We start from the raw sequence: 25,949 nt of genomic DNA on the forward strand, positions 1-25,949 counted from the left end.
AGTTTCGAGTGTTTGGGTACAGGATGGCGCAGGCCATACTGTATCCCAGGTGACCTATGGCTACGACGAGCAAACACCGACTGCGACTTCGGGGCTTCCACAACACAATGCAGTCTCAGGTCCGCGTGGGAACCTGACATCGTCGCATACCGTAATCAATCCGGTTGTCGGCGGGGCGACGCTCGATACAGCGGCTACATATTACGATACCGGTGTTCCTGTTAGCTCCACCGATCCCAATGGCACGACACAGTACAGCTATGAGTCCACGCAGGGCTTTGCAACTCAGATAACACCGCCGACTCCATCGAGCGGCGTATCTTTGCCAGCGACAGCAAGCTATGATGTCGCCTCAGGTATTCCGCTTTCAGCATCGGATGCCAATAACACCACCACGCCGATGGTGCAATTAACCCAATACGACAGGTTGCTGAGACCAAAACAGATTAACACTGTGGACGGCGGAAGCACGACGTACAACTACGGCTATTGGCCTGGAGCTCTTCAGGTCGGAGTCGTGACTGCAATGCAATCCGGACAAAGCGCAGATACGGAGACTCAGTACGATGGCTATGGCCGCATCAACAGAGTTGCGGTGGCAAACGGCCAATCGACAAACCCGTGGTATCAGGTCGACTATTGCTATGACGTAACAGGAAGGCTTCAGTTTCAACCCGCGCGTTACCAAGGCAACGGATGGAGCACGACGAAACAGTGTTCCAGCACAGGAACCACGTACACCTATGACGCCCTTGGCCGCATCACCAATATCAATACTTACGACGGCAATACGACCTATCAGTATGTCGGACGCGCGGTGAAGACCACCAGCGTCGACCAGGTCGTAAAGATCACGCAGTACGACGCTCTGGGAAGAATCGCGGCAGTATGCGAGGTTTCCTCGAATGCGCAGCAAGGAGAAAACCCGGTCAATTGCAATCTTGACATCGCTGGAACAGGGTTCCTCACAACCTACGCCTATGATCTCGTCAATCACAAAACGACGATCACGCAAGGCACACACCAGCAACGTATCTTCCAGACGGATGCGCTCGGTCGAACCATCTACACCAGCGAGCCTGAGCGGGGAGAGACGACGTACACCTATGTTTACGCTACCGATGGTTTGGCGGTATACCGCACGAGGCCGAAAGCAAATCAGCCTGATCCAACCGTAAAGACAACGACCATCACGCAATACGATAAAGTTGGCCGTGTCGTAGCGGTCTACTATGACGATGGCATTACAACAAACAAAGCCTACGTCTATGACCAAACGACTCCCTATTGGGGTAGTGTCCCAATGGGCGCAAGCAAGGGACATCTGACATATGCAGAGGGATATGGAAGGGCCACTCAGTTTTCATATGACTCAATGGGCAGAGTCGCAAATACCATACAGTGCATGCCTGGGCTTTGCGGAACAAACTCTGCATTGGATGTGTGGCAGTGGTACCAATACGATCTCGCTGGCAATATGAAGCAGTTTGCTTACATGACGAACAACGCTGTGGGGACGCAGATTCAGACCAACTATACCTACAATCCCGCTAGCCAGTTGACCTCCATCAGCGATACTCGCTCGGGTAGTATCATGAACAACATACAGAATGGACCGAATGGGCCAACGACATGGGGTTTAGGTAATGGGTTGAATCGTTTCGAGAGCTATGACTGGGCGGGTCGCCCTTTCCAGACGAGAGTATGTGCGAGTTCCCCATCCGCCGCGTGCCCAAATCAGGTATACGCTAATGATGCATTTCGAAGCGGATCAAATGTAACTCACGTGGATGATCTGATGACACAGACTAGTTCCGCTTACAGTTATGACGAATTCAATCGCCTGCTATCGACACAGATAAACTCTTGGAACTCGTCTCCGCAGAAGAACTTCGGTTACGTCTACGACCGCTACGGAAATCGCTTGCAGCAGAACGCCCCGCAAGGCGGTCCAGCCCCGTCTTATGTCGTCAACCCCAACAACAATCAGATTTCTGTTTTCGCCTACGACGCTGCTGGCAATATGGCGAACGACAGCTCTCACAGCTACACCTACGACGCCGAAGGAAAGGTGCTTCAGGTGGATGGGGGCACGACAGCCAGCTACACCTACGACGCTCTGGATCATCGCGTCCGGACTGTAGAAAATGGGACTACGACCGTGTATGCCTACAACGTGAGCGGGCAGCGGGTGGCCAGCTTCGACGGCTCCGGCAACCCGATCAGCAATCAGGTCTACTCCGGCAGCACACCTGTGGCCTTCTACCAGGGAGGAACGATTCATTACCAGCACCAGGACTGGCTTGGCACCGAACGAGTGCGAACCAGCTCGACGGGTGCTGTGGAAGGCACCTACCAATCCCTTTCTTTCGGCGATGGCTTTAGCGCATCGGGCACCGACAATGACGCTTACCACTTCGCCGCACTGGACCGTGACGCCGACGACACCCAACATGCTCAGTTTCGGCAATACTCCTCGACGCAGGGACGATGGATGAGTCCCGATCCTTACCACGGAAGCTATGACGCTAGTAATCCGCAGAGCTTCAATCGCTATACCTATGTGCTCAATAATCCTTTGGAAATGGTCGATCCTAGCGGGCTTGATTATTGCACCGTAAGTAGTGGTACGGCTTATCAGAGCGCATCAGATTGTGCACAAGCTGGAGGGACCTGGATATTCGAACCTCCTCCAGACAATACAGGCATGTGCCTGGCACATTGCGATGGTGGTCCTGCACCTCCAGATGACCCGACTCGTAGTTATGATCCATACTCACCTTTGCCACCCTATATACCGCTCGATCCCTTTAGCGGGTATGACGCTGGGAGTGCGCTAGATTATTCTGGATCAGGAGGTGCCCCAAATAACTTGACGCCTGCAAACCCTTGTCTTCACGCAGGTCGTGCTCCCGATCCAAGCGTGTACGCACAGAAAGGTAATGCCGCTTCTTCCAATGCGCTCAAGGACGCTTACTACCTTTCTCAGTTTAGGCGAGGTGGTGCGTTAGATGCCCAAGTGAGATATGGGGGCGCGCCATCCTATGCCAACTATGTTTTCGGGGTTTATATGAGTGCGGCGGGTTACTCCCTGAGCCAGGCTCTAGCCCTAGCGGATACATACGCTCAGTATAGAAGCCGGTATCCGGCAAACACACCAATGGCTGGCCCCAACGAGCCGTTTACGCCACAAGTGAATATCACGAACATCCAGAATGGATTTACTGCACAAGCGAATGGAACCACATGCCATGTAGGCGGATGAGTTTGGGAGGAAGTAGAGGAGATTTATGAAAAACTGTGCGGCAGGTTTCCGTTCACTGTTCTGGCTCATGATCGTACTTTTATGCGCATTCATGTCCGGCTGCAGATCAGCCGACACGATCTGGTCCACTGAATCCCGGTCTCCAGACGGACTGTGGATTGCGAGTGCCCACACTGATCAATATGGAGGCCCCGGGGCTGCAGGCATACAATCTACCGTGTCTCTGAAGCGTGTAAAGGGACCACAAGATCCTGTGCAAGTTCTGCAGCTATCGCAAGATGCGACGTCAATAGACCTCAAATTGAACTGGCTCTCGCCTTCTCGCTTAGAGATCACGTACAAACAACCAGCGTCGGTTGACTTCGAGGCAATCAAATGTGGCGGAATCGACATCTCTGTCCGCGATCTCTCTAATGGTACGACAAGCACTATTCAATAGACAGAGGACGACGGCATGTGTACGGTGACGTCCGCCTTTAGTGCATTTGGTATTGCCCCAAATAACTTCCAGCGAATGCCACTTCCCGCAAACCATCTGAATTGCACCACGAGCACTGGGGCTAGCTTCCCCGCTCCGCCAGGATTCAGCGTTAGCAATATAGGCCGGGTGGCCCACATCTGACCGCGCACCACAATCGGGTGCCCCATATCTGGCAGTCTTATCGCCAGATGTGGGCATTCGAGCGTCAACGTCTATTGGGCCGGGAGCAACGTGAGCTGGGTTGACGACAACGTGATGCAGGCTGGGACGCAATATCAATACGACGACCTTGGAAGAATCTCGCAAACCAACATCGAGTTGTGGGCGCAGGGAAACCCGCTGACGTACTACCGCTACGGTTATGACCGCTATGGCAATCGCGTGAGCCAGAGCATCACGCAGGACAGCAATGGGAGCGGGCCCACAACGTCATACGCCATCAACACGGGGAACAATCAGATCTCCGGCATACAATATGACGCGGCGGGCAACATGATGAGCGATGGCCTGACTCACACCTACGTTTACGATGCGGAGGGCAATGTCATCCAGGTGGACAACAACATCCACTATTATTACAACGCATTCAACCAAAGGGTCCGCACGGAAAACGGCAGCTCGTCAACCGAATACGTCTACAACATCCTGGGGCAGAGGGTTTCGGTGTGGGACGGCAGCACCCGTTCTGAAATCAGCGGACAGTATTACTGGGGAAGCAGCCCGGTGGCCTTCTATCAGGGGGGAGCTATTCACTTCCAGCACCAGGACTGGCTGGGCACCGAGCGAGTGCGAACCGACTCAACAGGCGCTGTGGAAGGCACCTATCAATCCCTTCCGTTCGGCGATGGCTTTAGCGCATCGGGCACCGACAATGACGCTTACCACTTCGCCGCACTGGACCGTGACGCCGACGATACGCACCATGCCCAGTTCCGCCAATACTCCTCCACGCAGGGACGATGGTTGAGTCCCGACCCTTACGACGGCAGTTACGACGCATCCGATCCGCAGAGCTTCAATCGCTACACCTACGTGAGAAATAATCCTCTTGGCATGGTCGATCCTAGCGGGCTTGATTATTGCACGGTAAGTAGTGGTACGGCTTATCAGAGCCCATCAGATTGTGCGCAAGCTGGAGGAACCTGGATATACGAGCCTCTTCCAAACAATACAGGTATGTGCCTGGCACATTGCGATGGTGGTCCTGCTCCTCCAGATGACCCGATTAAGAGTTATGATCCATACTCACCTTTGCCTCCCTACATACCGCTCGATCCCTTTAGCGGGTATGACGATGGGAGTGCGCTAGATTATTCTGGATCAGGAGGTTCCCCAAATAACGGAAATCCAACGACGCCCCAACCGTGTCTTGCTCAGCGCGTAGGTAACGCCATTCCCGGAGCGCAATTTACTGGAGTCGGAAATCCCGTAGGGGGCCATCAGCAATTCAACTTTGCGGTGAATACAGCTGACCTTGCCGCAGACGGATTCGCTCTGTTCAAAGCGTTGGGAATCTTCTCAAACGGTTATCGAAACGGATCGTTCTTCTTGCAGGTTCATGTAAATGGTCAGAACGGTGCTCAGCTAAATGGCAGAGGCTCTGGTGTAATCAATGTCCAGGGCCACTTTGATGTCTTCAATCCTGCTGCTGGTTACGGGAGTGGGCTGATTCTTCATGGCATCTGGGACCTCGGCATCGGTAATCTTCTCTTTCACCATAGCGCCCGATTGGACCCGGGGTGCTAGCCATGATTCGATATATAGCCGCACTCCTCCTGGCTTTTTCCGCGTTCCGCATGAAAGCGCAAAAGATAGACATCTATAGCGTCCGAATTCCTCTTCCTGACGGCAATGTTCTTGGAGTCGCTTTGGATGAAGCTCAGGGAATGTTTTTCGTCCAACAGAGTATGTTATCGCCAGGTGCAAATGGGCGGGGTATCAGCTCACATCTGCAAATAACATCTTGGGGGCTTCAGAACCACTCTCTGATAAAGCAGCGGATCTTCCCAGAAGCCCCAACTGGTGCATCGGCGTTCCCGTGTGGTCGCGTAGAAACATCTGCAACTTTACATCGGGTTTACGTATGCAGCGCAGGGTCACATCTGGAAGTCATCGACCCAGACAACTTGGCGACGGTTGGAACGATGGCTCAAGCGGACGGCCAAATCATTACCGACTTCGCAGTTGATGACTCGCACGGTAGGGTGCTTGTACTATCCGCACAAAGAGATCGATCTGTGCATCTTGCCAGTTACTCTCTGCTAAACGGAGAGAAGCAGCAGGAGGCGGTTTTTCCGACCATCAATGCCACGAGAATGAGTCTTGCTGTTGGTCTCCGAACTGGGCAGGTCGGAGTCTCTTTAGATGTGGCTAACCGTTCTGGGAACAAAGCAGATATTTATACGTGTGCGGATGCCCCGAATCTCGCCTGCACTAAGATCGCTCAAATCGACGCAGTGTCACAGATCAGCTTCCTAGGAAGGCAAATGCTGGTTGCGACCAGCACCTTCGCGGACAACAAGAAAGACTGTATCCTAACCGTTGATCCAATGACGCGAGCGATTTCTCGTGAATACTGTTCGCCTTTAACCGGTGTTCATTACGCAGTGGGTGTCGTGGACAAGACCTATGTCGTAGGCTTCACGGGAATCAGCAAAAGAAACTGGTTCAGCGAGGAAAACAAATCTGTGGCGAGTTCATTCTCAATATGGAGGGCCGAAACACCACAGGTTGCCGCTGTTGCAAAAGACCCAACCGACTATGGCGCGTTCCAGAACGAACTCAGGATAGTAGCAAGCAGTACGAAGCCAATCTTCATCGCATACCAGCGCGTGTCGAATGTGCTCTATCTGTACTCCATCACGGACAGTCATTAGAGATCGGCAAGAGGGAAGGATGTTTGCCGCAATCGTTGAGCGATGAGCGGCAGCCATCTCGGGAACGCCAGCCATCGCATAGGCGATCTGTCGCGGCTCTCCCTTGCACCGTCCATCGTGAAGAAACTCCCATAGTTTTCCGATATTTTCTTTCAGATGAAGATATGGCCAATTGGTGAGCGCGCCAGGCGAAGCTCTCTTGAGCGCATCGAGAAGGTGGTGAATACTCTCAACCTTTCTCATCGCATCGCGCAAATCCGGCCACCTCACTTCGATGAAGATAACCAGCTCATCGCGTCGCCGCTCAAACTGGTCCAGCGGAATGCGTCGAGGCCTGCCACGCTTTGCAATCGCCGCAATCTTGGCAGGTTCTCCAATTCCATCCGGAGTGAGTTTGCATCTTGAATCGGAGAGATCAATGGCACTGTCATTACCACCTGGCAGAATGAAGTGTTTCTCCAATGCCGCAACCCGTTTTTCAAGCTGATCGACTTTTTCTGTCAAGGATGCAACTGAGATTTCTTGCACGAAATTAGCCTTGTTTTTATTCGTCTTCCTCATAAATCGACCCGATATTCAGTATCTCCCTCATATGTGCAAATCGCTCTTTTTACAAAGGCTTCCCTGCTGGAAGACATACCCTAGTATGCCCCTGAGAGATGGGGTTAGAAAATCCAAATTCGATTTCAGGTGAGCTGGATGCGGTTCATCTCAAGTCCGGGGAGCCGGTTGACCCCTCCGGTCCGGGGCTGAAGGAATCTACACTTCCACCGACAGCAGAACAAACCCCTGCGGCTCATCTGAACTCCCGGCATGGCGCATTGCGCCATGCCGGGAACACGCTTCAGCCTAAAAGGGGGCAGGAGTTTGAGGACGGAGTCCTCAACAGCGCCGCAGGCGCTGTGCCTCTATCTTGTTTTATCGATAAGAGACTAATCGTCACAGCCGATGACGCCACTACTGGCGACGAGCTTTGCACAGCCAACCTCTTCTCCCGCGACAGGGAATCCGGCTGGAGTGCGACGTAGCGGAAAAGCTCAAGGAGCTAACCAATTCCCATGACAAGCGAGGCCGCAAAAAAGGCTGTGGAGCTTGGACCGTCAAAGGAACGTCTTTCGATGCCAAGCAGCAAACGTTCATTCGCCTAAATTGCAAGTGCTGGGAATGCAAGTATTGTGGCCCTCGGCGGACAAAACGTTGCAAACATTCCATTAGGCGATGGGCGGAGACGCTTCGCTTGAACCGGTTCGTAACCCTAACACTAGACCCTAAGAAGCTGAATGGTGAGGATTCTACCAAGTATCTGAGCCGGACTTTTGCGAAGTTTAGAAGCGTCTTGCACAGAAAGTATGGAAAAGCGCTGAGCTACATCCGGGTTCTTGAGTATCAGGTGAACGGCACAGCCCATTGTCACCTCCTCCTCAATCAATTCATCGACATTCATTGGCTTCGCGCAGAATGGCAAGCGGTGGGAGATGGGTGGAACGTTTGGATCAGCATGGTCGAGATTCGTAATGTTGTCGGATACCTTACGAAATACCTAACTAAAGACCTCTTGCTGTCTGCCCCGAAAGGTTCACGGCGCATTACAACATCGCGCGATATTCATCTCTTCGAGAAACCTAAGACAGACTCCAACTGGGAGTTGCTGAAAGGGCCAATCGACGTTCTGCGGCTTCGTTTTACCGCAGTAGTCAATGAGAAGTTTTGCGAAATCGAGGGATCGCTGTCTGCATTCACCGTGTTCGCAAATGCTGCATAACGTTTATCGCAATAACGAATACAACGTTACATACGTTGAACGAAAGGAAGACATGAAACCAAAAACCAAAACCTTACCTTGCGCACTCTGCGGTCGCTTGCTCGACCAACGGGCTGATAAAAACAACAAACCGTACTTTATCTGCGAGCCTTGCGGAACGCAATTCTTTATACGAGGAGCCGCTGGCCGGGAACGCTTGGTTGTTCTGCTGGAGAGTGCCGAGTTGCCAGATACGAAGAACGCAAAATCACACGGCTTATCCGTTTCCGAACAAAAAGCGCTGTCTGATGATCTGGAAAAGCTCCAAGGGTATATCGAGACTTTTTGTGAAGACGACATAATTATCCCCAACGAACCGTTTACAACCGATAATACCGTCCCATTTTCTGAATGGAGCGGTGAAGTCTGCACACGAATCAACAGGGCGATTAATCCATTCGTAAAATCTTAGACCCCAAAAATCGGAGATGAAGCACATGAAGTTACTGACAGCAAAACAGCTTTCTCTCATGCTTGGAGTTCCAGATGGAACCCTACGTTATTGGCGCAATGTTGGACTTGGCCCTGTGTGGCACAAGCTAGAAGGTTCCATCCGGTATGATGTTCGGGACGTAGAAACTTACGTTGAGAGCAATCGTCGTATTCCTTCCGTGCGGGCGTACATGGAGGAACGCAATGGCTCTTTATAAAAGGGGTGGAGTCTTTCATTACGACTTCACTATGGACGGCAGACGTTATCGCGGGACGACAAAGGAGAAGGTCGCTTCGACGGCCCGCATGATCGAAGCCAAGTTGATGCAAGATGCAAAGCAGCGAAAGCTGACTGCACAGCGCAGAACGCTAACGCTCGCTGAGTTCTCAAAGCGGTTTCTTGCTTGGGTGGAAAGCACCCGGCTGGAACCGGAATCGAAGAAGTATTACCAGTCGGGATGGAGAATGCTTTCTGGGATGCCCATTGCCGGTGTGCGACTTGCACACATCACCACGGACGAAGCCGAAGCGCTTCGGTTTAAGCATTCGCCTGCGAATGCCAACCGGGCGTTGCGTACTTTACGTAGGATGTTAGGCAAAGCAGCGGAATGGGGGGTAATCGCGGCTTCTCCCCGTATCAAGCTCGTAAAGGAATATGGGCGGTCTGCGATTATCGACGCTGAGGCGGAGTTCAAGTTGCTTGCGGTAGCGACTCAGCCTCTTCGCGATATTCTCACCATCATTCTCGATACCGGGATGCGTCCTGGTGAGGTCTTCCAGATGCGTTGGGAAGACATCAATTGGGATGGGGGAATGATCTTCATTCCGCGAGGTAAGACAAAGCTTTCACGCCGATTCATTCCCATGAGTGAAAGAGTCACAAAGGCTCTCCACACTCGCAGGAAGGATGCGACAGAAGGCTGGGTATTCCCCTCTGACTCCGTAGTCGGTCATATCACAACCGTTGCCACGGCTTTTGAAACTGCGAGAGCCAAAGCACGGTTGTCCAAGGATATTGTTCTCTACAGTGCTCGCCATACGTTCGCGACGAAGATCATGGGAGCTACCGGCAATCTCTCCCTTGTCATGCGTGCCTTGGGTCACACCAACGCGCAGACGGCCATGATCTATCAGCATCCGAGTCTCGAAACGGTGCGTAATGTTGTGAATGAAAATCACTTAGTCATACCGTTAAGTCACAATTCACGTCACACGGTTGTTATGTAGCAGAAGCAAATCGCTGCAAAGCGTTGATTTGTTTGGTGGGCCCGGAGGGATTTGAACCCCCAACCAAGGGATTATGAGTCCCCTGCTCTAACCGTTGAGCTACAGGCCCTTTAGGAGGGTTTTGCAACAGAAAGCAAAAAGCTTGGTGAAGTCTTTGCTCGGCGGCTCTGGTAGGCGCTTCAGGAGTAGTGCCGGTTGCTCTCTTAGTCTCGCATAGCCGCTCGACAGCAGCCAACTCGTGGGACTGGTGAGGCCCTCATGGGTCGACGGCCTCTTCGACGATACGTCGACGCTTGCGCTGATCGGGGCGCTGCAAAGCATTCGTACAAACGCCGTTGGAGCGGTCATTCGCGAGGCCTGCGTTTGATGCGGCGGTCATTCTCCCCGTCCGGGTCGTACGCATACATACTCGGAGCCGTGCTCGTGGCGGGATCCGCACCCGCGTGGTCAATTTGCATTCGGAACGGTATGCTTGCGGCTGAAGTTTGTCGCCGAGGTCACTCGTATTTCCATGCAGCAAGGCAATCCTGAAGAGATAACCCAGCCTGTTCCCCGGCGCCGTTGGCGCATCGCGTGGCTGCTTGGCATCGGTGTGCTGGTCAACTACTTCGACCGCGTCAACCTCTCGGTCTCGCACGCGGCGCTGGTGACGGCGTTCGGAATATCGGACATCACCTTCGGCATTCTGTCGGCCGCATACAACTGGACCTACGCTCTCTGCCAGCTTCCAGTCGGCGTTTTGCTCGATCGCTTCGGTGTACGCAAGGTTGGGCGGGTGAGCGCCTTCATGTGGAGTGTGGCATCTCTGCTTGCGGCGGCTTCTCCCAACCTCGGCTCGCTGTTTGGTGCGCGACTTCTGCTTGGCGTAGGCGAAGCGCCGACGTTTCCGGCAAATGCAAAGGCCACCGGCTACTGGTTTCCTCCCGAAGAGCGCGGCATGGCCACGGCGATCTTCGATGCCGCGGCAAAGTTTGCGTCCGCGCTGGGAGTGCCGCTGCTGGGCGTCATCCTGATCAAGGCAGGCTGGCGGTGGAGCTTCTTTCTCACCGGCCTCGTCAGCCTGCTGTACTTCTTCGCGTTCTACAAGCTCTACCGCGACCCCGGCGACGATCCCGAGCTGAGCGGTATCGAGAAGCGACACATCGCAGGGCCGGTCTCCTCCGAATGGACCCCGCTTGAGACTGAGCCCGAGCAGCGTGTGGGACTTGGATACCTGTTGACCCGACGCAAGGTCATCGGGCTCTCGCTTGGCTTCGGCTCCTACAACTACGTCTTTTACCTGCTGCTGACGTGGCTGCCCAGTTATCTCTCAAGCGAACTCGGCATCGACCTGCTGCACTCGTTTCTCTACACGGGAGTGCCGTGGCTCTTTGCCACCTTCACTGATGTGCTCGGAGGCTGGTCTGCCGACCACCTCATCAAGCGCGGTTACGATGCGAGTAATGTGCGCAAGGCGTACCTGATCGGCGGTCTGGCGTGCGGCCTTGGAATCATCGGCACGGCGTACTCGCACACGGCGATGCAGGCGCTCCTCTGGATCAGCATCTCGCTCGGTGGCCTGTCGGCGGCGGCGCCCGTGGGCTGGTCGGTTCCGTCGATCATCGCACCACGCGGAAGCGTGGGGTCGGTGGGCGGCATCATCAACTTCTCGAACCAGCTCTCCGGAATCTTCGCGCCGGTCGTCACTGGCTACATTGTTGCCATCACGCACTCGTATACGTGGGCATTCTGGGTCGCGGCGATCTACCTTCTCATCGGTATCGCGGGCTACATCTTTCTGCTTGGCCGCATCGAGCCTATCGAGTCGCCGCGGCAGACTGCGTAATGCTCTCGCTGCATGATCGTTCTGGCAACATGCCTCTTCTGGAAGAAGTGTCATCCTGAGCGAAGGCGCAGCCGAAGTCGAAGGACCTGCATTTCACTTGTAGCGCACCGCAACACTTCCTCAAACACGCTTCATGGTGTCATCCTTAACACCATGAAGCGTGTTTCTCTCTTAAGCTCCATCGCCGCCCTTCTTCTCTGCGCCTTCGCCGCCTTCGCGCAGGAGAATGGAAACTGGCGTGCCGCCAACCAGACCGCGAAGTCGATCACCGGCGACATCGGCATCGCACCGGAGAAGATATTCATCAACTTCGCGCGCTTCACCATGTCGCGCATCCGCGCGCTACAGCCCGCCGAGATCTCGGCTTTCGCATCGGAGGCAACCGCCGCCGGAACCGGCAGTCTCTACCGCCTCAGCATCCCGCCCGACCAGAAGTTCCTCCACAAAAACACGCTCTGCGGCTCCGACGAGACACAGTGGATGGCGACCTACGTTGAAGGCAAAACGTTGAAGGTTGCCTTCTTCTCCGACGCCAAGCCTCCCGTCTTCACGCTCGAGGCGTTGCAGAACTCCACCAATCTCTGCGGGACATTTACTTACGTCAAATAAAGCCGAACGATGCAGCGCACGAACAAAGACGCGAGCATGTCGCTTCTGCTCGCGCCGCAAACTTCAAGCGCAGCCCATGGCGATTTCATTTCACAAGCAAAATACAGGGATTCTTCCGCTTCGCCGCAGATGTGGGTTCATTCGAGCGAAGCTCGAACCTCTCTGAAGCGCCACTAAAACCATCTTCCTGAAAACTATCTTCCCAGATAGGTCTTGTACTGCGTCTCGACCACGCCAGTGTTGCGGGCCAGGTTCAGCTTTGCCTGGTTGTACTGATACAGCGTCTGCACCAGCCTGCTCTTGGCTGCTGCCAACGTTGCCTGTGCCTGCACGACTGGAAGATTGTCATCTACACCGGCAATATAGCGGTCGGTGGTGTCCTGAAGCTGCTGCGAAGCAAGGTCGACATTGGAACGCGCCACCTGCACCAGCGCCTGCGCCGTCGCAACATCCATCATCGACGCGCGAATCTGCTGCTCGATCGAAACTTTCAGGCTCGCCACCTGCTGCCGCAGCCCGGTGACCTGCGCCTGGGCGACCTCGCGCTCACCGCGCAGCTGTCCTTCCTGAAAGATCGGGAACGTCAGTTTGCCTGCCGCGGAGAAGACACCGTGATAGAGCCCCGTCGTCTCACCCAGCACACCGTAGTTGCCATCGAACGCCAGCGAAGGCAGACGCTCGTACTTCACCGCCTTTACCGTTCGCCCCGCAAGCTCCTGCTGGGCCTGCAAACTGCGCAGGTCCTTGCGGCGATCAAACGCCAGCGCCATCGCCTGGTCCAGAGGAAGCTCTGCGAACTCCGCATAAGGCGCGGGATCGGTCAGCGTCAACTCCTGCTCGGCAGGCAGGCCGATCAGCCTGTTCAGCGCAATCTTGTCCTTGGCGAAGACATTCTCATCGTTGATCAGCGTCTGCTGCTGCGTCTGAAGTTGTACCCGCGCGCGCAGCACATCGAGGTGCGTACCCACACCGGCATCGTGCGATGCCTCCGCCTGATGCAGCGCCACCTCGTCAGCCTTCACCAGGGAGCGGGCATTCTCGATCTCCGCCGCATCGGCAACAGCGCGCAGATACTGCGTGGCAACGTTCAGCACCACCGTGCCGCGCTGGTTCAGCATCGACCATGACGCTACCTCATCGGCCTTCTGTGCCGCGCGATACATGTAGTACGCCGGGACGTTGAAGAGCTGCTGATTCAGGTTCAACTGCGCGGCCGTCACATCAACCTTGACGATCTCGGGAAAGGTCCCGGTGAATCCGGGAATCTTGATGTTCTGCGGCTTGAAGCCCATCGCCGCCAGGTTGGTCTCCTGCGTGGAGGTGCGCGCCGTTGCCGTCATGCTGGGCATCAGGTTGTTCTTTACCGTCAGCACCTGCCCATGCACCAGCTTCTGGTTCTGCACACTCAGCTCGATACTGAGATTGTGTTTCAGCCCGCGATTGATCGCCTCGTCGATGCTCAACGGCAAAGCGCCGGGGGTCGCCCGTTCCACGGTCACTCCCCCGGCCAACTGCATGACGGAGGGGTTCGGAGCCGGAGCCAGCGGCAGGTCGTCTGCTTTGGGCTGCTGTGCCTGAATAGGCCCGGCCAGCGCAAAACACAGCATCGCCGCCGGAAAAAGAGTCAACTTCATGAAAAAACGGGGCTCCACTCTCATTTCAAGGTAGGACAAGCCAAACTTCGCTTCAGTGGATTAGATTACCCGGCACTGGGCAGGGTTGCGAAATCTGACGGCTTTAAATGACCTTTCCACCCTGTCGTCTAAAATACTTACGACACCCTTATGCGTCCAAACCCTATGACCCGTCTCGTGCTCGTCGCTTCCCTTCTCTTTGCCAGTCTGCCCGCCGTCGCACAATATTCGGCACCGCCCAACACCGGCAACACTTTTAAAGACACCTCGCTGATCAAACCTCCCGCAGGGGCGAAGATCGCGATTATCAAGTTCGAAGACCTCGAGTGTCCGGCCTGCGCGCATGCCTTCCCTATCGTGCACGCCGCTGCCGACCGCTACAAGATTCCCATCGTCCGCTACGATTTCCCGCTCGGCGGAGCGCACATCTGGAGCCGCGACGCTGCCATCACCGCACGCTACCTGCAGGATAAGGTCTCTCCCGCTACCGCCGAGGAGTTCCGCGGCGCCGTCTTCGCCGCGCAGATGTCCATCGCCACCAAGGAAGATCTGGAGAACTTCACGCGCAGGTTCTTCCAGCAGCACAAGCTCAATATGCCCTTCGTGATGGATCCCGCAGGCCTCTTCGCCGCTGAAGTTCAGGCTGACCGTACCCTCGGCGACCGCATCGGCATCTCGCAGACCCCCACCGTCTGGGTCGTGACGCAAAAGACCTGGGTCCAGGTGACGGACATGAACCAGCTCTACTCCACCATCGACAGCCTGGAGGCACAGGTAGCGCAGAGCACCCCCGCAAAAGCAGCTACGGGCAACTCGAAGCTGCGCCGCCCGGTCACGCCGCAGAAGTAAGTAACGGTTTTTGAAATAAGACAGGCCCCGTTTTGGATGCGGGGCCTTTTCTTTTGTGCGTTCTTTCGGAGGGGAGATGGCGAATCGCCGTTCATGCAGGACTACCGGATCTGGACCAGCTCCTGCGTGCCGCCGCCGTGCGACGAGCCGGGAGTGACTGAACCGCCGTTCTGCGGCGCGCGCCAGAAGTCGATGAAGCTCACCTGGTGGACGCAACTGATGGTGCAGCTCGGAGCGCAGGACTTCTCCGTCAGGAACTCGCGCTTCACGTCTTCGGTCGTGTAGTCGGCCAGCGGGATCGCGGGATAGCCGCGCTGCTGGCTGCAATAGTGCACCAGGCCGTTCTCGCAGACGTAAAGATAGCGCCCGCCTGCGCGGCAGCGCCAGTTGTTGGTCGTGCCGTTGGCGATGGCTTCCTGAAAGTGGTTGAAGCGGGAGTAGCTGCGGCGCGTCATCGAGCGCACCTTGTCCCACACCTTGCGCTCGGCCTCGCCCAGCGGCTTCAACTGGCCGGTGCCGTCGTGGATGATGCCGATGGTCGTGCTGAAACCCATCGAAAGCGCGCGCTCACTCACGACGCGAGCGTCGTCGGGGTTGGCGATGCCGCCGCCGACGACCGAGTTGATGTTCACGTGAAAGTCCGCGTGCTCGGCCAGCATCTGGAGCTTCTTGTCCAGCACCTTGAGGCTCTTCTTCGAGACCTCGTCGGGCATGACGTTATCGATCGAGATCTGCATGTGGTCGAGCCCCGCCTTGTTCAGCCGCTCGATACGGTCGGGCATCAGCAGGTAGCCGTTGGTGATCATGCCGGCGATCGCGCCGGTCCTGCGGATGCGGGCGATGATCTGGTCCAGCTCCGGGTGCAGAAGGGGCTCGCCGCCGGAGATGGTGATGACGCTCGTCCCCAGCCGTCCCAGGTGGTCGATGCGGCGCAGCATCTCGTCCACGGGCACCGGATCCGAGTGATCGTCGTACTCGTTGCAGTAGGTGCAGGAGAGGTTGCAGCGTCGCATGGGCACAATCTGCGCCATGTAGGGGTGGTCCGTCGAGGCGACGGCCGAAGCGATCGATTCGACCTCGCGCGCCAGACGGTTTGCAGCCTTCAGGCGACGCGAGAGAGTCATTTTGCGCTTCACGGGAGGAGTGGAAAGAGAGGACATATCGCCAGATACCAGTATATCGGACGCCGCCTCTATGCCTGCCTTCATTGGAGCAGCCCTGGGAAAGATCGCGGATGCAGAGCTCCATAGCAGCAAAACCTGCTTCTTTTCCTCGAACAAAAGGTCGAGGACGCGCTAGCAACGCCAAACTATTGAAAACAATAAGATACAGCTTCGCACTCGGAGCTATTGTAGCCGGCGAAGCAGAGTGAGCGGGTGAAGAGGCGCTTGCCAACGCCAGCCTTGCGTAGCAGGATATAAGCTTACGAATGGGGCCAATCATCGATGCTGCGTCCAGCTGACGCAGTGGAGGAAAGTTATGGCTGCCGCATCCCCCCTGAACGAAACCAAACTCAACGCCTTCATGAACCAGGCCGTAGCGGATATGGGCGCTGCCATGCACGCCGCGCTCGTCATTATCGGCGACAAGCTCGGCCTGTATAAAGCCATGGCCGGTGCCGGGAGCATGACACCGGCCGAACTCGCCACCAAGACAAAGACCAACGAGCGATATGTCCGCGAGTGGCTCAACGCCAACGCCGCCAGCGGCTACCTCGACTACGATCCCGCCACGGCGACCTACACGCTTCCACCGGAGCAGGCCTTCGCTCTGGCCGTCGACGACAGCCCTGCCTTTCTCCCCGGAGCTTTTCAGGTCATCGGTGCCGTTATCCGCGATGAGCCGAAGATCACGAACGCCTTCCGTACCGGCCAGGGCGTGGGCTGGCATGAGCACGACGCCGAGCTCTTCCAGGGCACCGAGCGTTTCTTCCGCCCGAACTACGCCGCCAACCTCATCTCGCAGTGGATCCCTGCGCTCACCGGCGTCGACGCAAAGCTGAAGTCGGGGATTCGCGTGGCCGACGTCGGCTGCGGACATGGGGCCTCCACCATGCTGATGGCGAAGTCCTACCCGAACTCCACCTTCTTCGGCTTCGACTATCACCTGCCGTCGATCCAGTGGGCCGAGAAGACGGCGGAAGAGGCGGGGCTGGCCAGCCGCATCACCTTCGAGGTCGCCATGGCGAAGAACTTCCCAGGCAACCACTACGGCCTCGTCACCTTCTTCGACTGCCTGCACGACATGGGCGATCCCGTGGGCGCGGCCAAACATGTGCTCTCGACGCTCGCGCCCGGAGGCTCGTGGATGATCGTCGAGCCCTTTGCCAACGACAAGGTGGAAGACAACCTGAACCCTGTTGGCAGGATCTTCTACTCGGCCTCCACCATGCTCTGTACGCCAGCCTCCCGCTCCCAGGAGGTCGGTCTCGCGCTGGGCGCGCAGGCGGGAGAGGCGCGTATGCGCGAGATCATCATGCAGGCAGGCTTCAAGAGCTTCCGCCGCGCCGCGGAGACGCCCTTCAATCTTGTGTTTGAAGCGAGGGCCTGACGCGAAGCTTGAGTGCACAGTGAAAGAACTACAGGGATTCTTCGCCTTCGGCTCAGAATGACGGGGCGGGGGCTCAGAATGACGAGTGGTGCTCAACCTCTTGGCGGCGAAGCCTGCAATAATGTTTCGTGCCAACCTCAGAGAAAGTCGAGACCCTTCGTGAAGGCGCTTCTGCTCTCCAGCTACAACCATCTTGAGCTGACCGAGATGCCTGCACCCGCTCCGGCAGCGGGTGAGCTTCTGGTCGAGGTCGCCGCCTGCGGCATCTGCGGCTCGGACGTGCACGGATACGACGGCTCCACCGGCCGTCGCATTCCTCCCATCGTCATGGGGCACGAGGCTGCGGGCGTCGTCACCGCCGTCGGCGCGGGCGTCACCGCGTACAAGCCGGGCGATCGCATCACCTTCGACTCTACTGTCTACTGCGGCGCGTGCGAATTCTGCAGGCGCGGCGAGGTGAACCTGTGCAACGACCGCCAGGTCATCGGCGTCTCCTGCGGCGAGTATCGCCGCCACGGCGCGTTCGCCGAGTACCTCGTCATCCCCGAGCGCATCGCCTACAGGCTTCCCGACGCCTTCAACTTCGCCGACGCCGCCATGCTCGAGGCCGTCTCGGTCGCGCTGCACGGCATCGCCGTCACCGAGATCAAAGGCGGCGAAACGGCGCTCGTCATCGGGGCCGGAATGATCGGCCTGCTTCTGTTGCAGGCAGCGCGCGCCGCCGGATGCTCGAAGGTCTACATCTCCGACATCGACGAGACGCGGCTTAGGCTTGCCGCATCGCTCGGCGCAGACCAGACCTTCCTTGCCTCGGGTGAAGTGCTCAGCTCGAAGATCCTCGAGCTAACGGGCGGCATCGGAGTCGACGTCGTGCTCGAGGCCGTCGGAGCCACCGAGACTATCGCTACCGGCATCGACTGCGTGCGCAAGGGAGGCACCGTCACGCTCGTCGGAAACATCACGCCGCAGGTCACGATCCCGCTGCAGAAGGTGGTCTCGCGGCAGATACGCCTGCAGGGTTCGTGCGCCTCGGCAGGCGAGTACCCGCAGGCCATCGCGCTGATCGCCAATGGCAGGATCAAGGTCGCTCCGCTGATCACCGCGATCGCTCCGCTCGAAACTGGCCCGTCGTGGTTTGAGAGGCTGCACGCACGCGAGCCCAACCTGATGAAGATTGTGCTCGACCCTCGCAAAGCAACCTAGAAACCGTTCGTCATTCTGAGCCGTGAGGCGAAGAATCCCTGTATTTCGCCTGCGTGACGCAAACTTACATTGCCCAAATGGAGAACTTTACGATGAACCCACTCTTCGACCTCACCGGGCAGGTTGCCCTCGTCACCGGAGCCAGCCGCGGACTGGGCCAGTACCTTGGCCGTGCTCTCGCCAAGTCAGGCGCTGACCTGATCGTCACGGCGCGGCGCAAGGAAGACTGCGCGGCGTTCGTCGCTGAGATCGAAGCGCTCGGACGCAAAGCCGTTGCGCTCGCGCTCGACGTGCGCGACAAGGACAGCATCGAGGCCACGGCAGCGGAGGCGGCAAAAGCTTTCCCGCAGATCCACATCCTCGTGAACAATGCCGGCTGCAACGTGCGCAAGCCTGCGCTCGATGTGACGTGGGACGACTGGAACCTCGTGCTCGACACGAACCTGCGCGGAGCCTTCTTCGTCGCACAGCACATCGCAAGGCAGATGGTTCCGCACGGCTACGGCCGCATCATCAACATCGGCTCGGTCACTAGCGTCTTCGGCTACGCCGGTCTCGCGCCGTACACGGCGAGCCGCGGCGGCATCAAGCAACTGACGATGAGCCTCGCCGACGACTGGGGCAAACACGGCGTCACCGTCAACTGCCTCGCTCCAGGATGGTTCAAGACCGCACAGAACGCGGTGATGTACGAGGATGCGGGCTGGGTGGAGTACCTGACAGAGCGCATCCCGATGAAGCGCCCCGGCGCACCGAACGACCTCGACGGCGCAGTGGTCTTTCTAGCATCGGAGGCAAGCCGCTACGTGACCGGACAGACGCTTCTAGTCGACGGCGGCATCACGACGGGGTCGACGCGGGCGACGGTGAAGAAGCGCACGTGAGCATTTCATCTCCTTTTTTGGGATCCGCCATGTGAAGGCTCATTCCCAAAGGAATGTCGTCCTGAGCGCGCGTGGCGAGTCGAAGGATCTGCGGTTTTGTCCAAGGAGAGTATTGATCCAATCGGGCAAACCGCAGATCCTTCGACTGCGCATCCGCCATGAAACGCGAATCAGCTCAGAATGACAATTCTTCGGATTGGATGAAGATGATTGATTTCCCACACCCTTCGCGGTGAGACTGCGAAGGATGGGCATCCGAACGCTGGCGGTATGCGAACCACGCTGAATCCTTCGACTGGGTCAGAATGCCGACGTGCGGAGGCTTGCCGCGGTCTAAAATGGCGCGCATGGCACGAATCGCAATTGTGGGCGTGGGAGCGATCGGCGGGGTCGTGGCCTCGCTGTTGCAGTCGGCGGGCCGCCACGAGCTGATGCTCTGCGCGCGACGTCCGCTGAGGGGGCTGGTGGTGGAGTCGCCAGCCATCGGCCTGCGCAGCGACATGGTGGAGATTCGTCCCGAGATCGAGATCGAGGCCAGGATATGGACGCAGCCCGAAGAGGCGCTGCCGGTCGACTGGGTGATGGTGGCGACCAAGGCCTACGACGTGCCCTCGGCGGCGCGCTGGCTGGAGTGGCTGCGCGAGAAAGACACCCCCGTGGCCGTGCTGCAGAACGGCGTCGAGCATCGCGAGCGCTTCGCGCCGTATGTTCCCGAAGACCGCATTGTGCCGGTGATCGTCGACTGCCCGGCCGAGCGCAGACCCGCGGTGGATGGCGTGGATCGCATCGCGCAACGTGGGCCGATGAGCCTGCGAGTGCCGGACGGCCCGCTGGGCAGGAGTTTTGTCGAGTTATTTGCGGGCACGCAGGCCGATGCGGACGCTGTTGATGACTGGACGACGGTCGCGTGGAAGAAGCTCTGTCACAACGCCGCGGGAGCCCTGTCCGCGTTGCTGCTGAAGCCCGCGGGCGTGATGCGCGACGAGGAGGTCGGCGAGGTCGCGCTCGACCTGGTGCGCGAGTGCGTTGCCGTGGGACGCGCCGAGGGAGCAATGCTCGAAGACGACCTTCCGGAGCAGGTGCTGGCGGCCTCGCGGCGCGCCGCGGTCGACTCGGTCAACTCGCTGCTGGCCGATCGTATGGCAGGCAGGCCGATGGAGATCGATGCGCGCAACGGCGCGATCGTCAGGCTGGGGAAGAAGCACAGGATCGCGACTCCGGCGAACAATATGGCGGCAACATTGCTGAGAGAGCTGGCTGCGAAGTAGTTCGCGCACAGACACAAATAATCGGGTGCCCCATCCTTCGTGAAACGAAGGGTGGGATGAACACCTCTTACCCGGCACGAACGGTTTACATCCCACCCTTATCCACTATGCGGCTAAGGACGGGGCACCCGAAGGGTGTGGGCAGCACCGCGCAACTCTCCAATGCCCTCACTTCGCGGGCTGCGCGAGGCAGGCCTTGTTGCCGACGAGTCTCTGGTTGAGCAGGCGAGGCATCAGGATGTTGAAGAACGCCTCTGGCCTTGCGGTCAGGCAGGCGCTGGCGTTTGGTGTGCCGCTGCCGGGGATGGTCATTCCCTTGTCGTCGATCTCAAGGTGCAGCGGCGTCATGGGGCAGCTTGCGTTGTCGAAGGTATAAGCGGCGGCGACGGCGTCGAAGAGCGTCTCCTCTGCCTTCTTTGTGCCGCGCATCCACTCGGCGACGAGAATCTGCAGCGCGTCGGTCATGGGAGTGCTGATGGAAGCCAGCTCCGCCTTCTTCGCGTTGTCGAACATGATCTGCGTCGAATCAAGCGGAAGAAAGTAGAGCGGAACCCCGGAGCGCAGCAGCTTCTGCGCCGAGGCAGGGTCGCGCGCGATGTTGTACTCGGGTTCGGGTGGCGTGCCTGCGGGGCCATAGCCCATGCGGATCGAGCCTCCCATCAGCACCACGCGCTTCAGCTTACGGAAGGTCACGGGGTCGCGGTCGATAGCTGCTCCGATGTTGGTGAGCGGCCCGATCGCAAGCAACGTGATCTCGCCGGGGTGCGCCTTCGCCTGGTCGAGCAGGAAGGCGACGCCGTCCTTGTGCGGACGGTCGATGCCCGCCCTCGCCCACGGTGCCTGCGTAAACAGCGTGGTGGATTTGGTGGGGATGCCGGCGTTCACGGCGATATCGTCGCGGCCCGTCTCGCAGAGCATACGGTCGATCATGCGGGCGCGAAGCTGCGTGTCTCCCCAGGCAGAGGTGATGCCGAGAACCTTGAGTTCGGGGCTCGCCAGCACGAGAGCGATGGCAAAGGCGTCGTCCACGTCATCGCCTACGTCGGTGTCGATAATGACGGGCGTGGTCTGCGCGTGAAGAGTGTTCGCGGCAAGCGCGAGCAGGAAGACGAGAGCAAACAGGCGAATTCGCATCGAGAACACTATAGACGCTTCTCGCGCGCGCGCGTTGTTTCCGGATACGGACCATTGGGTGCCCCATCCTTCGCAACGCGAAGGGTGGGATGAAGAATGACGGCACCGGGCGTTGTACACTCCCACCCTTGGCCGCTTTGCGTCCAAGGATGGGGTACCCGCCACATCTACCCTGGCTGCGATAAAACTGCGGCGAAGATGGGTCACCCGGTTTTAATCGCTGACGGCAACCTTGCGCCGGTTCAGCTTCGCCAACAGATACAGCGGCGGCCCGAGCGCGGCGATGAGGAGCGCGAAGACGACGGCGGGCATTCCCGCAACGTGCTCGGTACGCGCGGCGTAGAGGGCGTACAGCGTGAGCGCGGTGGGGCTTGCGGCCAGCGCGATGGGCACCCAGTCCGGGCCGGGGATGCGGAAGGGGCGCGCGAGGCCAGGCTCCTTGCGGCGCAGGATAATCAGCGCGATGAACTCCAGCACGATCGACATACCCCACAGCACAAGGTCGATGGTGATGAGGCGCTCGAAGGTAAAGCCCAGCGCGAGCGCCCAGCAGATGCCGCACGCGATCACGGCCACCCACGGCGCGCCGTTCTTCAGACGTTTGGTGAAGACGGCGGGAAGCAGGCCGTCCTCGGCCAGCGCGTGCGGCAGCCGCGTGTACGAGAGCGTGAGGTTCGAGAAGGTGCCGAAGTCGTCGAGCGAACCGGCGAGTACCACCGTGAAAGCGAGGCCCGCACCGCCCAGCAGGCCGGCGGCGTCGACCCATGCTCCCGTGGTGAAGTTTGCCGAGGGGATGCCCGCCCAGGCGACGGCGGCGACGGGGATCAGGTACGTCAGCATCACCATGCAGGCCGCCATCAGGATCACGCGCGGGTAGTTGCGCTGCGGGTTGTCGACCTCGTTGGCGATGGTAGTGGCGTTGTCCCAACCCATGTAGTTCCACATGGCGACGAGGATGGCGGTGTTGAAGTCGGCGTTGGCGGGGCGGGCCATGGAGGCGTGTCCGCTGAAGTGGAAGTGCGAGGAGTAGAACCCGAAGCCGATCCACACGGCGAGTCCTACCAGCGCAACATACGGCGAGATGGCAAAGAGCCATAGCTTAACGGAGCCTTCGCCCACGGCCGCCGCGCCGCGCAGGTTCCACAACACGGCGGCAGCGACGACGAGCAGATCCAATGCAATGGCGCGATGGCCCACAGTGAGCGCGGGCGCGATGCGTTGGAGGTAGAGCACGAAGGTCGTCGGGTAGATGGCCATGTCGAAGACGGAGGAGGCGAGCGAGAGCCACGCCTCCTGAAATCCCCAGAAGGGGCCGAGCGCGCGACGCACCCAGGCGTAGAAGCCGCCTTCGTCGGGGATGGCGGCGGCCAGCTCGCCGAGCATCAACGCCGTGGGAAAGCTCCAGAAGAAGGGCAGCAGAAAAAGCAGCAGAAGCGCGTGACCGTAGCCGCCGTAGCCGATGACGTCCTCAAGATCGTAGGGGCCGCCGGAAACCATGAAGTAGGTCGCCGCCAGCAACGGCAGCAGCCGCAGCTTGCGCGCTGTGCTGCCGTTGGAGTTCGCGCGACCGCGATTGAGCATGAATGAAACTGTATCGTGAACGAAGCACGGTGGAGAGCTGGCGGTGGTTCCCGGATGCGGCCATATGGCGCTGGACTGCAATGGGCCGTTCACGATTCGAGCGACTGAGGAGTTTCTCGATCGGGGGATGGCGAGCCGCGTTGAGGTTGATTGCTTCTTGTTGCTGGGGTGCCCATCTTCGCCGGTTGACAGGTGCCCATATCTGGCAGGCTCATCGCCGGATGTGGGTTCATTCGCCCAACGCGCGAACCCAATCTGCGACAATCTCTGAGGAAGACCCACCGAAGCCCCTTCAAGGAACACACGATGCGCCGCATCCTCGCCCTGGCCGTTCTCCTCCTCTGCGCCTCCTTTGCGCCCGCCCAACAGCAGACGCCGCCGCTGGCCGGCATCGCGCACATCGCCATCCGCGTCCGCTCGCTCGACTCCTCGCGCGAGTTCTACAACAAGCTCGGCTTCGAGGAGGCCTTCAACCTCAAGGGCAAGGACGGCAACGTTCGCGAGAGCTTCATCAAGATCAACGATCGCCAGTTCCTCGAGCTCTACCCCGGCGACCCCGAGAACGCTCCCGTCGGCTTCCTCCACGTCTGCTTCGAGGGCGACGACCTTGAGACCATCCACGACGATTACGTCGCGCACGGCCTTACGCCGACATCGGTTCGCAAGGCGGGCGCCGGCAACCTGCTCTTCACTCTGGCCGGGCCCCCGGACGCCAACGGCAAGGCGCAGAACCTCGAGTACACGCAGTATCAGCCCGGCTCGCTGCACTCCAACGACCAGGGCAAGCACCTCGGTGACGACCGCGTGGGCGAGACCATCTTCTCCGCCGCCATCGCCATGCGCGACCCCGCCGCCGCGCGCGACTTTTACCTGAACGGGCTCTCGTTCAAGTCCATCGCGCACGACCCGATGTTTCTGCATATGCCCGGCAACTCCGGCCAGGAGATCGAGATCGCCTCCGCCGTCTCGCTGGGCACGAAGGCGCGGTTCACGCTGCGCACCTCCAGCCTCTCAAAGTCGTCGCGCATTCTGCGGAAACACGACATCAAAGCGATCAAGTCCGCCGACACCCTCACCGTCTCCGACCCCGACGGCAACCAGATCATGATCCAGCAGTGAGGGGCAGGGGGTAGGGAACAGGGGTAGGGAGTAGTCAATGCTTCCGTTAAGTTAAATTGATGTGTCAACCGGAGCGGGCCGCAGGCTGCGCTCTATTCCTTACTCCCTGCCACACCATGACTCTCCAGCAGGCCCTCCAATCCGCAACGAACCAGCTCGCCGCCGCCGCACATCTGGCAGACACCGCGCGCCGCGACGCCGAGACGCTGCTGATGCACACGGCCTCGCTGACTCGCGCCAGCCTGCTCGCCTACCCTGACCGCGAGCTTTCTCCTGCGCAGATCGCTGCCTTTGAGTCCGCCATCGCCCGCCGCCTCCGCCACGAGCCTATCCAATACATCACCGGCACACAGGAGTTCTACGGGCTCACCCTCGCCGTCGCCCCCGCCGTCCTCATCCCCCGGCCCGAGACCGAGCACCTGGTCGAGGCCGTGCTCGACCATCTGCCCAAAGACCGTCCGGTGACCATCGCCGACATCGGTACCGGCTCCGGGGCCATCGCCCTCGCGCTTGCCTCGAACCTTCCGCAGGCCGAAGTGATCGCCGTCGATCTCTCCCCTGCCGCCCTCGCCGTTGCCCAGTCGAACGCGCGCGCACACTCGCTCGACACGCGCATCCGCTTCCTGCTCTCCGACCTTTTGGAGGCGTTGCCTCCCGAGCAGCAGACGGGGTACTTCGACGTGATCGCCAGTAATCCGCCCTACGTGCCGTCCGGCGATTCCCCGACGCTGCACCCGCAGGTGCGCGAGCACGAACCGGCCACGGCCCTCTATGCGGGGGCGGATGGCCTCGATATCTACCGCCGCCTGGTCCCCGAGGCACAGCGGGCGCTCAAGCCGGGTGGACTGCTGGCGCTTGAGATCGGGCACGGCCAGCGCGACGCGCTCGCCGGTTTGCTGGCGGGCTGGACAAACGTTGGTTTCATCGACGACCTCCAGGGGATTCCGCGGGTGGCGATCGCCCGGAGCCCGGTTCTCTATTGAATGCAGGGTTTGCCGCTTCCCGATAGAAACAGGATTCGGTATTGAATCGTCTCAGTGGTTTGAGATGGTCTGACCTGTTACCAGAGACGCCACCCCGGCGGCAATCCACCGGAGATTTTTCGTTGACAGGCTTTTGATCGTCTCCATATAGTCTTTCCACGCTAAACAAGCCGAGTTTCTTTGCTACAAACTGGCAATCATTTTTCGACGACGATCCACTTTAGAGGC

Annotated in this window: 21 protein-coding genes and 1 tRNA gene; 16 read left to right on the forward strand and 6 right to left on the reverse strand. The window is 58.6% G+C overall.

Annotation, left to right across the window (positions count from 1 at the left end):
• Nucleotides 1-49: 49 nt before the first annotated feature.
• Together JSS95_07570 and JSS95_07575 are read left to right on the forward strand one after the other, a co-directional pair.
• Complete coding sequence (locus tag JSS95_07570) at nt 50-3,265, forward strand: RHS repeat protein (GenBank protein ID MBS1799667.1); 3,216 nt, start codon at nt 50-52, stop codon at nt 3,263-3,265.
• Between the two features lie 712 nt (nt 3,266-3,977).
• Nucleotides 3,978-5,492, forward strand: coding sequence for a hypothetical protein (locus JSS95_07575; protein MBS1799668.1), 1,515 nt, complete (start codon nt 3,978-3,980; stop codon nt 5,490-5,492).
• Nucleotides 5,493-6,448: 956 nt separating this feature from the next.
• Here the strand turns inward: JSS95_07575 and JSS95_07580 are convergent.
• Complete coding sequence (locus JSS95_07580) at nt 6,449-7,183, reverse strand: hypothetical protein (GenBank protein MBS1799669.1); 735 nt, start codon at nt 7,181-7,183, stop codon at nt 6,449-6,451.
• Between the two features lie 98 nt (nt 7,184-7,281).
• Between JSS95_07580 and JSS95_07585 the strand changes: the two genes are divergently transcribed.
• The 5 genes from JSS95_07585 to JSS95_07605 all read left to right on the forward strand — a co-directional run bounded on the left by JSS95_07585 (nt 7,282) and on the right by JSS95_07605 (nt 10,082).
• Nucleotides 7,282-7,650 carry a hypothetical protein gene (locus JSS95_07585; protein MBS1799670.1) on the forward strand — a complete coding sequence of 123 codons (369 nt, stop codon included), beginning with the start codon at nt 7,282-7,284 and terminating at the stop codon, nt 7,648-7,650.
• 209 nt (nt 7,651-7,859) lie between these two features.
• A complete protein-coding gene (locus tag JSS95_07590; protein ID MBS1799671.1) occupies nt 7,860-8,384 on the forward strand; it encodes a hypothetical protein in 525 nt (174 codons plus the stop codon).
• Between the two features lie 52 nt (nt 8,385-8,436).
• On the forward strand, nt 8,437-8,835 hold the full coding sequence (locus tag JSS95_07595) for a hypothetical protein (protein ID MBS1799672.1): 399 nt from the start codon (nt 8,437-8,439) through the stop codon (nt 8,833-8,835).
• A 25-nt stretch (nt 8,836-8,860) separates the two neighbouring features.
• The gene (locus tag JSS95_07600) at nt 8,861-9,073 is read left to right on the forward strand and encodes a helix-turn-helix domain-containing protein (protein MBS1799673.1); all 213 of its coding nucleotides are present in this window, start codon (nt 8,861-8,863) and stop codon (nt 9,071-9,073) included.
• A complete protein-coding gene (locus tag JSS95_07605; GenBank protein ID MBS1799674.1) occupies nt 9,060-10,082 on the forward strand; it encodes a tyrosine-type recombinase/integrase in 1,023 nt (340 codons plus the stop codon). The genes JSS95_07600 and JSS95_07605 overlap by 14 nt, the downstream gene beginning before the upstream one ends.
• Nucleotides 10,083-10,115: 33 nt before the next feature.
• Here JSS95_07605 and JSS95_07610 read toward each other — a convergent pair.
• Nucleotides 10,116-10,191 (reverse strand) — tRNA-Ile (locus tag JSS95_07610).
• A gap of 402 nt (nt 10,192-10,593) precedes the next feature.
• Here JSS95_07610 and JSS95_07615 point away from each other — a divergent pair.
• Both JSS95_07615 and JSS95_07620 read left to right on the forward strand, forming a co-directional pair.
• Nucleotides 10,594-11,907, forward strand: a complete 1,314-nt coding sequence (locus JSS95_07615) for an MFS transporter (protein ID MBS1799675.1) — start codon at nt 10,594-10,596, stop codon at nt 11,905-11,907.
• 153 nt (nt 11,908-12,060) lie between these two features.
• The gene (locus tag JSS95_07620; protein ID MBS1799676.1) at nt 12,061-12,516 is read left to right on the forward strand and encodes a hypothetical protein; all 456 of its coding nucleotides are present in this window, start codon (nt 12,061-12,063) and stop codon (nt 12,514-12,516) included.
• Between the two features lie 194 nt (nt 12,517-12,710).
• On the opposite strand, the gene JSS95_07625 is transcribed toward JSS95_07620, so the two are convergent.
• Entirely contained in the window at nt 12,711-14,123 is a 1,413-nt protein-coding gene (locus JSS95_07625; GenBank protein MBS1799677.1) for a TolC family protein, read from the reverse strand.
• A 192-nt stretch (nt 14,124-14,315) separates the two neighbouring features.
• Here JSS95_07625 and JSS95_07630 point away from each other — a divergent pair, with 192 nt between their 5' ends.
• The gene (locus tag JSS95_07630; protein MBS1799678.1) at nt 14,316-14,999 is read left to right on the forward strand and encodes a thioredoxin domain-containing protein; all 684 of its coding nucleotides are present in this window, start codon (nt 14,316-14,318) and stop codon (nt 14,997-14,999) included.
• A 101-nt stretch (nt 15,000-15,100) separates the two neighbouring features.
• On the opposite strand, the gene JSS95_07635 is transcribed toward JSS95_07630, so the two are convergent.
• Nucleotides 15,101-16,159 carry a radical SAM protein gene (locus tag JSS95_07635; GenBank protein MBS1799679.1) on the reverse strand — a complete coding sequence of 353 codons (1,059 nt, stop codon included), beginning with the start codon at nt 16,157-16,159 and terminating at the stop codon, nt 15,101-15,103.
• Between the two features lie 319 nt (nt 16,160-16,478).
• Between JSS95_07635 and JSS95_07640 the strand changes: the two genes are divergently transcribed.
• The 4 genes from JSS95_07640 to JSS95_07655 all read left to right on the forward strand — a co-directional run bounded on the left by JSS95_07640 (nt 16,479) and on the right by JSS95_07655 (nt 20,904).
• Complete coding sequence (locus tag JSS95_07640; protein ID MBS1799680.1) at nt 16,479-17,549, forward strand: methyltransferase domain-containing protein; 1,071 nt, start codon at nt 16,479-16,481, stop codon at nt 17,547-17,549.
• Nucleotides 17,550-17,708: 159 nt separating this feature from the next.
• Nucleotides 17,709-18,752 carry a galactitol-1-phosphate 5-dehydrogenase gene (locus JSS95_07645; GenBank protein MBS1799681.1) on the forward strand — a complete coding sequence of 348 codons (1,044 nt, stop codon included), beginning with the start codon at nt 17,709-17,711 and terminating at the stop codon, nt 18,750-18,752.
• A gap of 77 nt (nt 18,753-18,829) precedes the next feature.
• Complete coding sequence (locus JSS95_07650) at nt 18,830-19,636, forward strand: glucose 1-dehydrogenase (protein ID MBS1799682.1); 807 nt, start codon at nt 18,830-18,832, stop codon at nt 19,634-19,636.
• 347 nt (nt 19,637-19,983) lie between these two features.
• On the forward strand, nt 19,984-20,904 hold the full coding sequence (locus JSS95_07655) for a 2-dehydropantoate 2-reductase (protein MBS1799683.1): 921 nt from the start codon (nt 19,984-19,986) through the stop codon (nt 20,902-20,904).
• Nucleotides 20,905-21,072: 168 nt separating this feature from the next.
• Here JSS95_07655 and JSS95_07660 read toward each other — a convergent pair whose 3' ends face one another.
• Both JSS95_07660 and JSS95_07665 read right to left on the reverse strand, forming a co-directional pair.
• Complete coding sequence (locus tag JSS95_07660) at nt 21,073-22,038, reverse strand: nucleoside hydrolase (protein MBS1799684.1); 966 nt, start codon at nt 22,036-22,038, stop codon at nt 21,073-21,075.
• Nucleotides 22,039-22,251: 213 nt separating this feature from the next.
• Complete coding sequence (locus JSS95_07665; protein ID MBS1799685.1) at nt 22,252-23,619, reverse strand: APC family permease; 1,368 nt, start codon at nt 23,617-23,619, stop codon at nt 22,252-22,254.
• A gap of 306 nt (nt 23,620-23,925) precedes the next feature.
• Between JSS95_07665 and JSS95_07670 the strand changes: the two genes are divergently transcribed.
• Entirely contained in the window at nt 23,926-24,738 is an 813-nt protein-coding gene (locus tag JSS95_07670) for a VOC family protein (GenBank protein ID MBS1799686.1), read from the forward strand.
• Between the two features lie 116 nt (nt 24,739-24,854).
• The gene (gene prmC, locus JSS95_07675) at nt 24,855-25,721 is read left to right on the forward strand and encodes a peptide chain release factor N(5)-glutamine methyltransferase (GenBank protein MBS1799687.1); all 867 of its coding nucleotides are present in this window, start codon (nt 24,855-24,857) and stop codon (nt 25,719-25,721) included.
• Nucleotides 25,722-25,949 lie beyond the last annotated feature (228 nt).

The organism is Acidobacteriota bacterium, assembly GCA_018268895.1.
In the GTDB taxonomy this organism is placed as follows: domain Bacteria; phylum Acidobacteriota; class Terriglobia; order Terriglobales; family Acidobacteriaceae; genus Edaphobacter.